This window comes from Streptomyces sp. NPDC016851 (assembly GCF_055562795.1).
Window position 1 is genome coordinate 1 of the sequence record NZ_JBVHEP010000038.1, and the last position, 13,257, is coordinate 13,257.

Below are 13,257 nucleotides of genomic sequence, written 5' to 3' on the forward strand. Positions count from 1 at the left end.
GGCCCCCCAGCCGGGGGTCCGCGGTTTTGGGGGGGGGCGGTTGTCTCAAAATCCCGGGGCGGGGGGGGCGCCCAAACCTTTTTTTTTCCCCCCCCCCCCGGCGCCGTTGTGAGGGCCTGGCAGCCCTCTATGGCAGGGGAACGCCGGAGGGCCCGCGGCAGTCACGCTGCTGCGGGCCCTCCGGCGTTCTGTCTGGCTTTCAGACCTCGTCGCGGCGGAGCGAGGGCTTGAGCTCCTTCAGCCGTCCGAGCAGGCCGTTCACGAACGAGGGCGACTCGTCCGTGGAGAACTCCTTCGCCAGCTGCACCATCTCGTCGAGGACGACGGCGTCCGGGGTCGCGTCGACCCAGATCAGCTCGTAGGCGCCGAGCCGCAGGATGTTGCGGTCGACGACCGGCATCCGGTCGAGCGTCCAGCCGACCGAGTACTGGGCGAGCAGCTCGTCGATGCGCTTCGCGTGCTGCGCGTAGCCCTCGACCAGCTCCATCGTGTACTCGCTCACCGGCGGCTGCCGGGTGTCGGCCCGGGAGTGCCGGACCCAGTCGGCGAGGACCGTGAGGACCTCGGCGCCGCGCTGGTCGCCCTCGAAGAGGATCTGGAAGGCGCGCTTGCGGGCCGTGTTGCGGGCAGCCACGGTTAGCTGTTCACCCGGCCGAGGTAGTCGCTCGTGCGGGTGTCGACCTTGATCTTCTCACCGGTGGTGATGAAGAGCGGGACCTGGATCTGGTGGCCGGTCTCCAGCGTGGCGGGCTTGGTGCCGCCCGTGGAGCGGTCGCCCTGGATGCCCGGCTCGGTCTCCTGGACGACCAGCTCGACGGCGGCCGGCAGCTCGACGAAGAGCACCTCGCCCTCGTGCTGCGCCACGGTGGCCGTGAAGCCCTCGATCAGGAAGTTGGCGGCGTCGCCGACGGCCTTGCGGTCGACCATGAGCTGGTCGTAGGTCTCCATGTCCATGAAGACGAAGTACTCGCCGTCCATGTAGGAGAACTGCATGTCGCGCTTGTCGACGGTGGCCGTTTCGACCTTGACGCCGGCGTTGAAGGTCTTGTCGACGACCTTGCCGGAGAGCACGTTCTTGAGCTTGGTGCGCACGAAGGCCGGGCCCTTGCCGGGCTTGACGTGCTGGAACTCGACGACGGACCAGAGCTGGCCGCCTTCGAGCTTGAGCACCATGCCGTTCTTGAGGTCGTTCGTGGAAGCCACGGTTGCGGAATCTCCTGGACTGACGTACGACCCCGGGGCACGCACCTGCCTACAGGGCGAGCAGCTCCTTGGTCGTGATGGTGAGTAGCTCGGGTCCGCCATCCGCCTCTGGGCGGACGACGAGCGTGTCATCGATCCGGACGCCGCCCCGGCCCGGGAGGTGGACCCCGGGTTCGACGGTGACCGGCACGCAAGCGTCCAGTTTACCCATGGCCGCGGGACTCAATTGAGGGTCCTCGTCGATTTCGAGCCCGACCCCGTGTCCGGTGAGCGCCGTGAGGCCCTCCGTGTACCCCGCGGAGTCCAGGACCTGGCGGGCGGCACGGTCGACGTCCCGGCAGGCGGCGCCGGGTACCAGGCTCTCACGTCCGGCACGCTGCGCTGCGAAGACCAGGTCGTACAGCTCGATCTGCCAGTCCGCGGGGGCGGTGCCGATGACGAAGGTACGGCCGATCTCGCAGCGGTAGCCGCGGTACGTCGCCCCGAGGCAGACGGAGAGGAAGTCGCCCTCCTCGACGCGCCGGTCGGTGGGCCGGTGCCCGGGCCGTCCGGCGTTCGGCCCCGTGCCGACGGAGGTGGAGAAGGCCGGGCCGTCGGCCCCGTGATCCACGAGGCGTCGTTCGAGCTCCAGGGCGAGATGGCGCTCGGTCCGCCCGACGAGGATGGACTCCAGGAGTTCACCGAGGGCCTGGTCGGCGATCTCGGCGCCGATGCGGAGGCAGGAGATCTCCTCCTCGTCCTTGACGACCCTGAGCTGCTCCACGGCACCGCCGAGGTTGGCCAGGCGCAGCCGGGGGGCGACCGAGCCGAGGGCGCGGTGCCGGGCCACGGTGAGGTGGTGCTCCTCCACGGCGAGGGAGTCGGCGCCCTGGCGCGCGGCGAGGCCGGCGGCCGCGACGGCAGGGTCGCCTCCCCCGGCGCCGGGCAGGGCCTGTACGCGCAGGGCCTCGTCGGGGCGCTCCTGCGTGGGGCGGTCGGCCGTCGGGCCGGCACACACCAGGAGGTCCTCGGTCTTGCCCAGCAGGAGAACGGCGCCGTGCGGGGCGGCGCCCGCGAGATAGCGCACATTGGCGGGGCGGGAGACCAGCGCCGCCGCGCTGCCGCCCGCGTTGCAGTATTCCCTCAGACGCGTCCGGCGGGCCGCGTACACCTCTGACATGACCCGAGCGTAAGAGCTCCGCCGGGTTGGCGCCGGTTGAGGGCGTCTGAGTGGGCGGTGCCTGATGTGTCCGGGTGGGCGGGGTGCCGTTCGGGAGAGGGAGCATCACACGAGGGCTGTGCGCCGTCTGCGGGTGCGTGGGGGCTTGTCGCGCCCACGCGGCGGAGCCGCACATCGATACGGCCCCGCGCCCCTAGGGCATGTCCGCAAAGTCCCGTCGTCCGCCCGGAGGGCGTGCCGGGCGTCGCGGGGCAGGCGGGACTTTGCGGACACGCCCTAGAGGACGGGGACTACCACTGGGGCGGGCTGGCGATGGAGCGGGACAGGACGTCGTTCAGGACCTGGGCCGTCTGCGGGACGTCGAGCTGTGAGTTGTCGATGATCGGCAGTCCCGAGCCGTACCAGCCGGCCATGCGGCCGTGGATGCGGGCGACCTCCTCGTCGGTGAGGCGGCGGTTGCCGGAGCGCTCGGCGTTGCGCTCCAGGACGATCTCCAGTCCGGGAAGGAGGACGACCGGCAGCAGGCCCGGCCCGACGTGCCGCTTCCAGCCGCCGAGGCCGACGACGGGCCGGTCGGGGAAGACGGCGTCGTCGAGGATGCAGGAGATGCCGTTGGCCAGGAAGTTCCGCGCGGCGAAACCGCACGTGCGGCGGGCGAGGCGGTACTGCGCCTCGGAGTTGTCGTTCCACCCGGACTGGGGGTCGGCGAAGCCCGAGCGGACCCATTCGCGTACGTCGTCGAGGCTGATGTGCGCCGTGGGGACCCGGCGATGGTCCGCCCAGTACTTGGCGACACTCGTCTTCCCGGCACCGGCGGGCCCGATGAGCAGCACGGCGAGCGTCGTACCGGCCGGGTCGGGGACCGCCGTGGCGGGCGGCGCGCTGGGCATGGCGACCGGGCCGCCGGGCGGCAGCGGCACATGCCCGGTGGTGTCCGGCGGCGGAGGAACGGATGCCTGCGGCGGGGGCGCGCCCGGCCCGGGCGGGGGCACGGGATAGCCGGGCGCCGGGGGCGGCGGGGGCACGGGCACGGGGCCCTGGTGCGCGCCCGGGTGCTGCGGGCCCGGGTGGTGTGCGGCCGGCGACCAGCCGACGGCCGGTCCGTGCCCCGGCTGATGGGGCGGCGGCAGCGGAGAACCCACTGCGTGCTGCATCCGGTGCCACTCCGTCTCGTACAGGCGATGGGCGCTGAACAGCGGGGGCGGAACCCGCTGCTACCGAACGGTACCGCCCCCGGCCGGTGTTGTGTGAACGGCCGGGGGCGGTCCGAAGTGCCCGGTCCCGTAAGGCTGTTTCGGGCGGAAGGCGCGCCTGGGTACTTACTGTCCGACTTCGCCGTACGCGGCGAGCAGCACGGCCGGGTCGGGTCCTTCCAGAACGGTGGGCTTGGCCAGACCGTCGAGGACGATGAAGCGCAGCAGGTCGCCGCGGGACTTCTTGTCGACCTTCATGGTCTCCAGCAGCTTGGGCCACTGGTCGTGCCGGTAGTGCAGCGGCAGCCCGACGGCTTCCAGGACGGTGCGGTGGCGGTCGGCCGTGGCGTCGTCCAGCCGCCCGGCGAGGCGGCCCAGTTCGGCGGCGAAGTGCATGCCCACGGAGACCGCGGCGCCGTGCCGCCACTTGTAGCGCTCGTTCTTCTCGATGGCGTGGCCGAGCGTGTGGCCGTAGTTGAGGATCTCGCGCAGGCCCGACTCCTTCAGGTCGGACGACACCACGTCGGCCTTGACCCGGATGGAGCGCTCGATGAGCTCGGCGGTGTGCGGACCGGCCGGGGTGCGGGCCGCCTCGGGGTCGGACTCGATCAGGTCGAGGATCACCGGGTCGGCGATGAAGCCGGCCTTGATGACCTCCGCGAGTCCGGAGACGTAGTCGTTGACCGGGAGGGAGTCCAGCGCGGCGAGGTCGCAGAGCACACCGGCAGGCGGGTGGAAGGCACCGACCAGGTTCTTGCCCTCGGCGGTGTTGATGCCGGTCTTGCCGCCGACGGCCGCGTCGACCATGGCGAGCACGGTGGTAGGGATCGCGATCCAGCGCACCCCGCGCAGCCAGGTGGCGGCCACGAACCCGGCCAGGTCCGTCGTCGCGCCGCCGCCGACGCCCACGATGACGTCCGTCCGGGTGAACCCGGACTGCCCCAGCGCCCTCCAGCAGTAGGCGGCGACCTCGGCGGTCTTGGCCTCCTCGGCGTTGGGCACCTGGATGGCGACCGCCTCGTAGCCCTGCCCGGCCAGGTCGGCGCGCAGGGCGTCACCGGTCTCGGCCAGTGCCTCGGGGTGGACGATCGCGACCCGCTTGGCCCTGCCGCCGATCAACCCGGGCAGTTCGCCGAGGAGTTGCCGGCCCACCAGGACCTCGTAGGGCTCGGTGCCCGCCGTGCCGCCGACCTGGATCCGCGTCACTGCCTCAGTCATGCTTCCTTCAACTCCAGTGCGTCCAGGGCGGCTCGGGTGACCTCTTCGGGAGTGCGGCCGTCGGTGGCGACCACGGCCGTGGCGACCTCCTCGTAGAGGTGCCGGCGGGCCTCCATCAGCTCGCGCCACTGCTTGCGCGGGTTGATGGCGAGCAGCGGCCGGGCCGCGTTGAGGCCGGTGCGCTTGACCGCCTCTTCGACGTCCATCGACAGGTACACCACGCGCTGCCCGGCGAGCAGCGCGCGGGTGTCCGGGTCGAGGACGGCGCCGCCGCCCAGTGCCAGCACACCGTCGTGCCCGGCCAGTGCCTCGCGCACGGCCTGCTTCTCGATCGCGCGGAAGGCGGACTCGCCCTCCTCGACGAAGATCTCGGCGATGGTCCGGCCCTGCGCGGCGACGATGTCGTCGTCGGTGTCCCGGTAGCCGGTCCCGAGGCGCTCGGCCAGCAGCTGCCCGACGGTGGACTTGCCCACGCCCATCGGGCCGACCAGCACGATCAGCGGGCTCATCGGATGGCCAGGTTGTCGAGGTAGGACCGCACGTTGCGGCGGGTCTCGGCCACGTTGTCGCCGCCGAACTTCTCCGCGACCGCGTCCGCGAGGACGAGGGCGACCATCGCCTCGGCGACGATGCCGGCGGCCGGCACCGCGCACACGTCGGAACGCTGGTGGTGGGCGGCCGTGGCCTCGCCGGTGACGACGTCCACCGTCTTCAGCGCCCGCGGCACGGTCGCGATCGGCTTCATCGCCGCCCGGACGCGCAGCAGCTCACCGGTGGACAGCCCGCCCTCGGTGCCGCCGGAGCGGCCGGTGGTCCGCTTGATGCCCTCGTCGGTCGCGACGATCTCGTCGTGCGCCTTGGAGCCGGGGACGCGGGCCAGGTCGAAGCCGTCGCCGACCTCGACTCCCTTGATCGCCTGGATGCCCATCAGGGCGGCGGCCAGGCGGGCGTCCAGCCGGCGGTCCCAGTGCACGTGCGAACCGAGGCCGACCGGCACCTCGTACGCCAGCACCTCGACCACGCCGCCGAGGGTGTCGCCGTCCTTGTGGGCCTGGTCGATCTCGGCGACCATCGCCTTCGACGCGTCGGCGTCCAGGCAGCGCACCGGGTCGGCGTCCAGCTTCTCCACGTCCGCGGGCGTGGGGTACACGCCGTACGGCGCCTTCGCGGCCGCCAGCTCCACGACGTGGGAGACGATCTCGATGCCGGCCGTCTCCTTCAGGTACGACCGGGCCACCGCGCCCAGCGCCACTCGGGCCGCCGTCTCCCGCGCGGAGGCGCGCTCCAGGATCGGCCGGGCCTCGTCGAAGCCGTACTTCTGCATCCCCGCGAGGTCGGCGTGGCCGGGGCGCGGACGGGTCAGCGGGGCGTTGCGGGCGAGGCCGTCGAGGATCTCCGCGTCGACCGGGTCGGCCGCCATGACCTGTTCCCACTTCGGCCACTCGGTGTTGCCCACCATGATCGCGACCGGGGAGCCGAGGCTGAGGCCGTGCCGGACGCCGCCGAGGAAGGTGATCTCGTCCTGCTCGAACTTCATCCGGGCACCGCGCCCATAACCCAGGCGCCGCCTCGCGAGATGGTCCGCCACCATGTCCGTGGTGATCGGCACGCCGGCGGGAAGGCCCTCCAGCGTCGCGACGAGTGCGGGACCGTGGGATTCCCCCGCGGTCAGCCAGCGCAACCTGCTCAACGGTGCTCCTCAGTATTCGCGGCGTGCTTACTGCCCAGCGTACGCACCTCATCGCGTACGGCGACGGCCCGACCGGGTGCGCGGCCCCGGTCCGCCACCCACGATCCTGCCACGTCCGGAGCGTGGACCCGGCCGCCGGTCCATCAGGCGGACGAGGCCGGGCCGCCGGTCTGCCGCTCCGGCGCGTACGCGCCCAGGAAGTCCGCGCCGCTCGGCTGCTGCGCGGTCTGCGTCTGCTGCAGTGCGTAAGTGCCCAGATGGTCGGCTCCGCTGCCTTGCTGCTGCGCCTGCTGCGGTGCGTACTCCCCCAGGTAGTCCGCTCCGCGTCCCTGCCCGTACTGGGCCGCCGCGTGGACGGGCCCGCCGCTCCGCACGGCCCGCCGGTGGGCGATCTTGCGCTTGATCTTGACCGCCCAGGACGCGAGGACCGCGAGCACGATCAGGGCGAGCACCGTGATCTGCACCCAGTCGGGCAGGAATCCCAGCAGGGACTCGAATATCTGGGACTTCACGGACGCCTGAGGCATGCCGGTGGACATGGCTGGTTCTCCCCTCCCCTGTTCCGCCCCCTGCGGAACCGAGAGCGGATCTTATCGGGCCGCCAGTGCGCGCTCGCCCGCTTTTCGCATGGCGTCCAGCGGGGCCGGGGCCCGCCCCGTCATCTGCTCGACCTGCAGCACGGCTTGGTGGACCAGCAGATCGAGGCCGCTGACGACCGCGCCGCCGTACGCCGACCAGCGGGCGGCGAGGGCGGTCGGCCAGGGGTCGTAGAGCACGTCGAACAGGGCCGTCGGGCGCTCCGGGACGGATCGGGCGAGGGCGTCGGTGGCACCCGCCGGCGTGGTGCTGATCACCAGCGGGGCGTGCAGGGCCTGCTCGGCGTCCGCCCAGTCGGCGATGCGCACCGAGACCTCCAGCCGCTCGGCCCACTGCCGCATCTCGGCGGCCCGGGCCTCGCTGCGCACGTACACGGCGATCTCGCCCGGACAGACCCGGGACAGTGCGGCGAGCGCGGACGAGGCGGTGGCACCGGCGCCGAGGATGGCGACGGAGTCGACCTGCTCGATGCCGCGTTCGAGCAGCGCGGCGACGATGCCGGGGATATCGGTGTTGTCGCCCGCACGTCGCCCGTCCTCGGTGAACACGACGGTGTTCACCGCCTCCACCGAGGCAGCGGTCTCGGTGACCTCGTCCAGCAGCGGGATGACGGCCCGCTTCAGCGGCATGGTCAGCGACAGCCCGGCCCACTCGGGGCCGAGCTTCTCGATGAAGTCGGGCAGCTCCGCTTCGTCGACCTCGAAACGGTCGTAGGACCAGCCGCTCAGCCCCAGTTCCGCATACGCCGCGCGGTGCAGCACCGGGGAGAGGGAGTGGGCGATAGGACTGCCGAGCACCGCGGCTCGGCGGGCTTCAGTTGCCCCTGGTGGCATTGAACTTGTCCTTGAGCTTCTCGAACTCGGTCCGATTCTTGGCGAACTCGGTCTTGCTGACGCCATCGGTCGCCACGAAGTAGATCCAGCCGTCCTTCGTCGGGTTCAGTGCCGCCCGCAGCGCCACGTCCCCCGGATTGTCGATCGGACCGGGCGGCAGACCCTTGTTGGTGTACGTGTTGTACGGGTCCTTGTTGCTGTTGATCTCGGACTCGCTGATGTGGATGTTGCTCTCGTTCTTCAAGTAGTTGAAGCTCGAGTCGAACTGCAGCAGCTGGTTGGTCTCCGTGTTGGTGGGCTTGAGGCGGTTGTAGACCACCTCGGCCATCTTCCGGAAGTCGTCGTGCGTCTTGCCTTCGGCCTGGACGAGACTCGCGACGGTGATCAGTTGCCACGGATTCTCGAGTCCCAGGCTCTCGGCCTTCTTCTCGACACCGAGCTTCTCGTACGTCCTGGTGGCCCGCCCCACCATTTGCTTCAGTACGGCCTCAGGCTTCTGCCCCTTGCTGACGCCGTAGCTGGAGGGATACAGGAACCCTTCCAGCGGGTCCTTGACGTTCGGGTGGTTCATCGCCCAGGCAGGCAGACCGAGTTTCTTGTAGTCCTTCTCGGCGACCTCGGCGGTGGTGCCCTCCTTGACGCCCAGCCGCTTGTCGATGAGGCGGTAGACGTCGGCGTTGCGCCTGCCCTCGGCGACGATCAGGTTGTCGCGGCTCTTGGGGCTGAGCATCAGTTCGACCGCACTGTCGGCCGACATTTGCTTCTGCAGCGTGTACACGCCGTCCTGGATGGTCTTGCCCTGCGGATTGCTCTCCTGGGCAGCGACGAACGCGTCGACGCTCTTGACGACCCCTGCGTCCTTCAGCACCTGGCCGATCTTGTAGCCGAGCGCTCCCTCGGGGATCTCGACGGACACCTCCTGCCCGTTGCCGTCACCCGCGTAGTCCGGGGCGTCGCCGAAACGATCCTGGAAGAACTGGTAGCCGAAGTAGCTGACACCTGCCAGTCCGCCGCCGAGGACCAGGACGACCACCAGGCAGGCCATTCCACTGCGGCGCTTCTTGGGCTTGCCGCCGCGTCCCCGCTGGTCGTCGCGCCGACGGCGGTCGCCCGGCTCGTCGGCGTCGTCATCGTCGTCACCGCCCGCGAAGAAGGCGTGCTCACCCTGGTCGGGGCCGGGGTCCCAGTCGGTCTCCGGCTCCGGCTCGGCCCGCCGCCGCCCGGGCGGCTCCGGTGGTGGATACGCGTCGGGGGTGCCGTAGTAGTCGGACTGGCCCTGGCCGTATGCACCGGTTTGCTGACCGTACGGGTCGGCGGGATCGCCGGGATAGGAGACCTGCTGGTGCGGGCCGGTGGCCCAGCCGCCGTTGTCGTACTGCTGCTGGTGGTACCCCTGGTCCTGGTATCCCTGGTCCTGGTGGTGCCCCTCGTTCCCCTGCCCCGGGTACTGCTGGTGGCCGTGCGCCTGTGCCGCGTACTGCTGCTGGTCGTACTGGTACTGCTGCTGCGCCTGACCGTATCCGGCCTGCTCACCGGTGCCCCAGTCGCCGTACTGCGGCTGCTGCGGCTGCTCTGGATAGTGCTGTGGCTGGCCGCCGTAGGGAGGCTGCTGACCCTGGTGGGCCTGCTCTCCTCCCCATCCGCCGTCCCCGTACAACGGGTCCTCCGGATGCCACGGTTCGGAGCCTGGGCCCCGGCCATACTCAGTCATCGATCCCCTAGAGCCGCGAGGCGGCGGTCACGCGGCTTCCGGCTCGGCTCCCGTCCCGCCTCTTGCTGTGCGGTGGCTGTTCGAATGCCGCCGCATCGCGCGGAACGTTACCGTATCGCGATCAGATGACCACTTCGACGCCTTCCCCGGGTGCTTTACCTGACACCCGTTCGGATTCAAGCGCCTGTTGCAGGATGATCACCGCCGCCGCCTGATCGATGACGGAACGTCCCTTCTTGGACTTCACGCCCGAAGCGCGCAGCCCCTGACTGGCCGTCACCGTCGTCATGCGTTCGTCCACGAGTCTCACCGGAACCGGGGAGATCATGCGCGCCAGTTCCTGGGCAAATCCCCGGACCTTGACCGCGGCCGGGCCCTCACCGCCCTTGAGGGAGCGCGGGAGACCGACCACGACCTCGATGGGCTCGTACTCCTCGACGAGTTGCTTCAACCGCCGGTGAGCTGCGGGGATGTCACGACCCGGGACCGTCTCCACCGGGGTGGCGAGGATCCCGTCGGGGTCGCACGAGGCGACCCCGATACGGGCGTCCCCGACGTCGATCGCGAGTCGACGTCCTCTGCGCATCTTCCCGACCCGTTTCTTACTTGGCCGTCTCGGCGACCAGACGCTCCACGGCGTCCACGGCGTCGCCGATCGCGGCCGGGTTCTGGCCGCCGCCCTGGGCGACGTCGGGCTTGCCGCCACCGCCGCCGCCGAGGGTCTTGGCGGCCGTACGGACCAGGTCGCCGGCCTTCAGGCCGCGCTCGCGGGCGGCCTCGTTGGTGGCGATGACCGTCAGCGGCTTGCCGTTCGCCACCGTGAACAGGGCGACCACGGCGGCACGTCCGCCCTGGATACGTCCGCGCACGTCCAGCACCAGCTTGCGCAGGTCGTCGGCGGTCGTGCCGTCCGGGACCTGGCCGGTCACGACAGCAACGCCACGGACGTCCTTGGCGGACTCCACGAGACCGGCGGCGGCCTGGAGGACCTTCTCGGCGCGGAACTTCTCGATCTCCTTCTCGGCGTCCTTCAGCTTGCCGAGCATGGCGGAGACCTTCTCCGGGAGCTCCTCCGGGCGGCCCTTGATCAGCTCCTGGAGCTGGGCGACGACCGTGTGCTCCCGGGCGAGGAAGTTGTAGGCGTCGACACCGACCAGGGCCTCGATGCGGCGGACACCGGAGCCGATGGACGACTCGCCGAGCAGCTTCACCAGGCCCAGCTGGGCGGTGTTGTGCACGTGCGTGCCGCCGCACAGCTCCTTGGAGAAGTCGCCGATGGTCACGACGCGCACGCGCTCGCCGTACTTCTCGCCGAACTCGGCGATGGCGCCCTGCTTCTTGGCCTCGTCGATGCCCATGACGTCGGCGCGGACGTCCAGGTCGCGGGCGAGCACCTCGTTGATCTTCTGCTCGACGTCGGTCATCACGGCCGTCGGAACGGCGGACGGGGAGCCGAAGTCGAAGCGGAAGCGGCCGGGCTGGTTCTCGGAACCGGCCTGGGCGGCCGTCGGGCCGAGGGCGTCGCGCAGGGCCTGGTGGGTCAGGTGCGTGGCCGAGTGGGCACGGGCGATGGCCTTGCGGCGGCGGTCGTCGATGGAGGCATGGGCCTTGGCGCCGACGGTGACCTCGCCGACCTGGACGACGCCCTTGTGCACGTAGACACCGGGGACCGGCTTCTGGCAGTCGCGGACCTCGATGACGGCGCCGGTGTCGACCTTGATCTTGCCGGTGTCGCCGATCTGGCCGCCGCCCTCGGCGTAGAAGGGGGTGCGGTCGAGGACGATCTCGACCTCGTCGCCCTCGGTGGCGGCCGGGGAGGAGGCGCCGTCGACAAGGATGCCGACGATCGTGGACTCGCTCTCGGTGTCGGTGTAGCCGATGAAGTCGGTGGCACCAGCCTGGTCGGCGATCTCGCGGTAGGCGCCGGCGCCGGCGTGGCCGGTCTTCTTGGACTGGGCGTCGGCCTTGGCGCGTTCCCGCTGTTCCTTCATCAGGCGGCGGAAGCCGTCCTCGTCCACGGAGAGGCCCTGTTCGGCGGCCATTTCCAGGGTGAGGTCGATCGGGAAGCCCCAGGTGTCGTGGAGCAGGAAGGCCTTGTCGCCGGGCAGGACGGAGGAGCCGGCGGCCTTGGTGTCGCTGACGGCGGTGTCGAGGATGTTGGTGCCGGCCTTCAGCGTCTTGAGGAAGGCGTTCTCCTCGGCGAGGGCGACCTTCTCGATCCGCTCGCGGTCGGTGATGAGCTCGGGGTACTGCTGCCCCATCATGCCGATGACGACGTCGATCAGGTCCTTGACGACCGGGCCGGTGGCGCCGAGCAGGCGCATGTTGCGGATGGCGCGGCGCATGATGCGGCGCAGCACGTAACCGCGGCCCTCGTTGCCCGGGGTGACGCCGTCGCCGATGAGCATGGTGGCGGTGCGCATGTGGTCGGTGACCACGCGCAGGGACACGTCCGAGGAGTGGGCGTCGCCGTAGCGGACGCCGGTCAGCTCGGTGGCCTTGTCGATGACGGCCATCGAGGTGTCGATCTCGTACATGTTCTGCACGCCCTGCAGAATCATGGCGAGACGTTCGAGGCCGAGGCCGGTGTCGATGTTCTTGCTGGGCAGGTCGCCGAGGATCTCGAAGTTGTCCTTGCCGGTGCCCTCGCCCCGCTCGTACTGCATGAAGACGAGGTTCCAGATCTCCACGTACCGCTCGTCGTTGACGGCGGGGCCGCCCTCGGCGCCGAACTCGGGGCCGCGGTCGTAGTTGATCTCGGAGCAGGGGCCGCACGGGCCGGGGACGCCCATGGACCAGTAGTTGTCCTTCATGCCGAGGCGCTGGATGCGCTCCTTCGGCACGCCGACGACCTCGTGCCAGATGCGCTCGGCCTCGTCGTCGTCCTTGTAGACGGTGATCCACAGGCGCTCGGGGTCGAGACCGTAACCGCCCTTGTCCTGGGGGCTGGTGAGCAGCTCCCAGGCGAGCTTGATGGCGCCTTCCTTGAAGTAGTCGCCGAAGGAGAAGTTGCCGCACATCTGGAAGAACGTGCCGTGGCGCGTGGTCTTGCCGACCTCTTCGATGTCGGGCGTGCGCACGCACTTCTGCACGCTCGTGGCGCGGGCGAAGGGCGGCTTGACCTCACCCAGGAAGTAGGGCTTGAAGGGCACCATGCCGGCCGGGACGAGGAGCAGAGTCGGGTCGTCCGCGATGAGCGACGCCGAAGGGACGACGGTGTGACCGCGCTCCTCGAAGAAGCTCAACCAGCGGCGGCGAATCTCAGCCGACTCCATCAGTGGTCCTCATTCCGGTTGTACGAATTCTTCTTGTACGTGGACGACGTGCTGTCGATGACGTACGTCTTCGGCTCTGTGCGGTTCTCGATGGCGGCGTACCGCCGGGGCGCGGGGAGTTCGGGGTCGACGGGGGCGTTGAGCCCGAGCGCGTCGCCCAGTTCGGCCTCCCGCTGGGCCATGTTGTCGCGGACGTCGAGCGCGAAGTCGACCGCGCGGTCCTTGAGCCGGTGGCCGGCCTCGAGCGCCTTGTTGCCCGCGGCTTTGGCGAGGCTCTCGGGCGTCAGCTGCTTCAGCTTCCGGTTGACCTTGGTGGTGGCCCACACTCCGGCGGCGACGCCGGTGGTGAACCAGAACGTACGGCGGAACATCGCTGGC

13 protein-coding genes are annotated in these 13,257 nt (G+C 70.5%); all 13 read right to left on the reverse strand.

What is annotated here, in order from left to right:
• Window positions 1–199: 199 nt before the first annotated feature.
• Window positions 200–634 (reverse strand): transcription antitermination factor NusB, encoded by a 435-nt coding sequence (nusB, locus tag ACZ3I3_RS38780; protein WP_399412008.1) that lies wholly within the window; start codon window positions 632–634, stop codon window positions 200–202.
• 2 nt (window positions 635–636) lie between these two features.
• Entirely contained in the window at window positions 637–1,203 is a 567-nt protein-coding gene (efp, locus tag ACZ3I3_RS38785; RefSeq protein WP_467372486.1) for an elongation factor P, read from the reverse strand.
• Between the two features lie 49 nt (window positions 1,204–1,252).
• Window positions 1,253–2,362, reverse strand: coding sequence for an aminopeptidase P family protein (locus tag ACZ3I3_RS38790; RefSeq protein WP_467372487.1), 1,110 nt, complete (start codon window positions 2,360–2,362; stop codon window positions 1,253–1,255).
• Between the two features lie 290 nt (window positions 2,363–2,652).
• On the reverse strand, window positions 2,653–3,516 hold the full coding sequence (locus ACZ3I3_RS38795) for a Pro-rich N-terminal domain-containing protein (RefSeq protein ID WP_467372488.1): 864 nt from the start codon (window positions 3,514–3,516) through the stop codon (window positions 2,653–2,655).
• Window positions 3,517–3,681: 165 nt separating this feature from the next.
• The gene (gene aroB, locus ACZ3I3_RS38800; protein ID WP_467372489.1) at window positions 3,682–4,773 is read right to left on the reverse strand and encodes a 3-dehydroquinate synthase; all 1,092 of its coding nucleotides are present in this window, start codon (window positions 4,771–4,773) and stop codon (window positions 3,682–3,684) included.
• Entirely contained in the window at window positions 4,770–5,282 is a 513-nt protein-coding gene (locus ACZ3I3_RS38805) for a shikimate kinase (protein WP_086854794.1), read from the reverse strand. The genes aroB and ACZ3I3_RS38805 overlap by 4 nt, the downstream gene beginning before the upstream one ends.
• On the reverse strand, window positions 5,279–6,463 hold the full coding sequence (aroC, locus tag ACZ3I3_RS38810) for a chorismate synthase (RefSeq protein ID WP_467372490.1): 1,185 nt from the start codon (window positions 6,461–6,463) through the stop codon (window positions 5,279–5,281). The genes ACZ3I3_RS38805 and aroC overlap by 4 nt, the downstream gene beginning before the upstream one ends.
• A gap of 143 nt (window positions 6,464–6,606) precedes the next feature.
• The gene (locus tag ACZ3I3_RS38815; protein ID WP_467372491.1) at window positions 6,607–7,002 is read right to left on the reverse strand and encodes a hypothetical protein; all 396 of its coding nucleotides are present in this window, start codon (window positions 7,000–7,002) and stop codon (window positions 6,607–6,609) included.
• Between the two features lie 51 nt (window positions 7,003–7,053).
• Window positions 7,054–7,893, reverse strand: a complete 840-nt coding sequence (locus tag ACZ3I3_RS38820) for a shikimate dehydrogenase (protein ID WP_467372492.1) — start codon at window positions 7,891–7,893, stop codon at window positions 7,054–7,056.
• A complete protein-coding gene (mltG, locus tag ACZ3I3_RS38825; RefSeq protein WP_467372493.1) occupies window positions 7,874–9,604 on the reverse strand; it encodes an endolytic transglycosylase MltG in 1,731 nt (576 codons plus the stop codon). The genes ACZ3I3_RS38820 and mltG overlap by 20 nt, the downstream gene beginning before the upstream one ends.
• A gap of 121 nt (window positions 9,605–9,725) precedes the next feature.
• The gene (gene ruvX, locus ACZ3I3_RS38830) at window positions 9,726–10,190 is read right to left on the reverse strand and encodes a Holliday junction resolvase RuvX (protein WP_307174079.1); all 465 of its coding nucleotides are present in this window, start codon (window positions 10,188–10,190) and stop codon (window positions 9,726–9,728) included.
• Window positions 10,191–10,206: 16 nt separating this feature from the next.
• Complete coding sequence (alaS, locus tag ACZ3I3_RS38835) at window positions 10,207–12,879, reverse strand: alanine--tRNA ligase (RefSeq protein ID WP_467372494.1); 2,673 nt, start codon at window positions 12,877–12,879, stop codon at window positions 10,207–10,209.
• On the reverse strand, window positions 12,879–13,250 hold the full coding sequence (locus ACZ3I3_RS38840) for a hypothetical protein (protein ID WP_467372495.1): 372 nt from the start codon (window positions 13,248–13,250) through the stop codon (window positions 12,879–12,881). Before ACZ3I3_RS38840 ends, alaS begins: the two co-directional genes overlap by 1 nt.
• Between the last annotated feature and the right edge of the window lie 7 nt (window positions 13,251–13,257).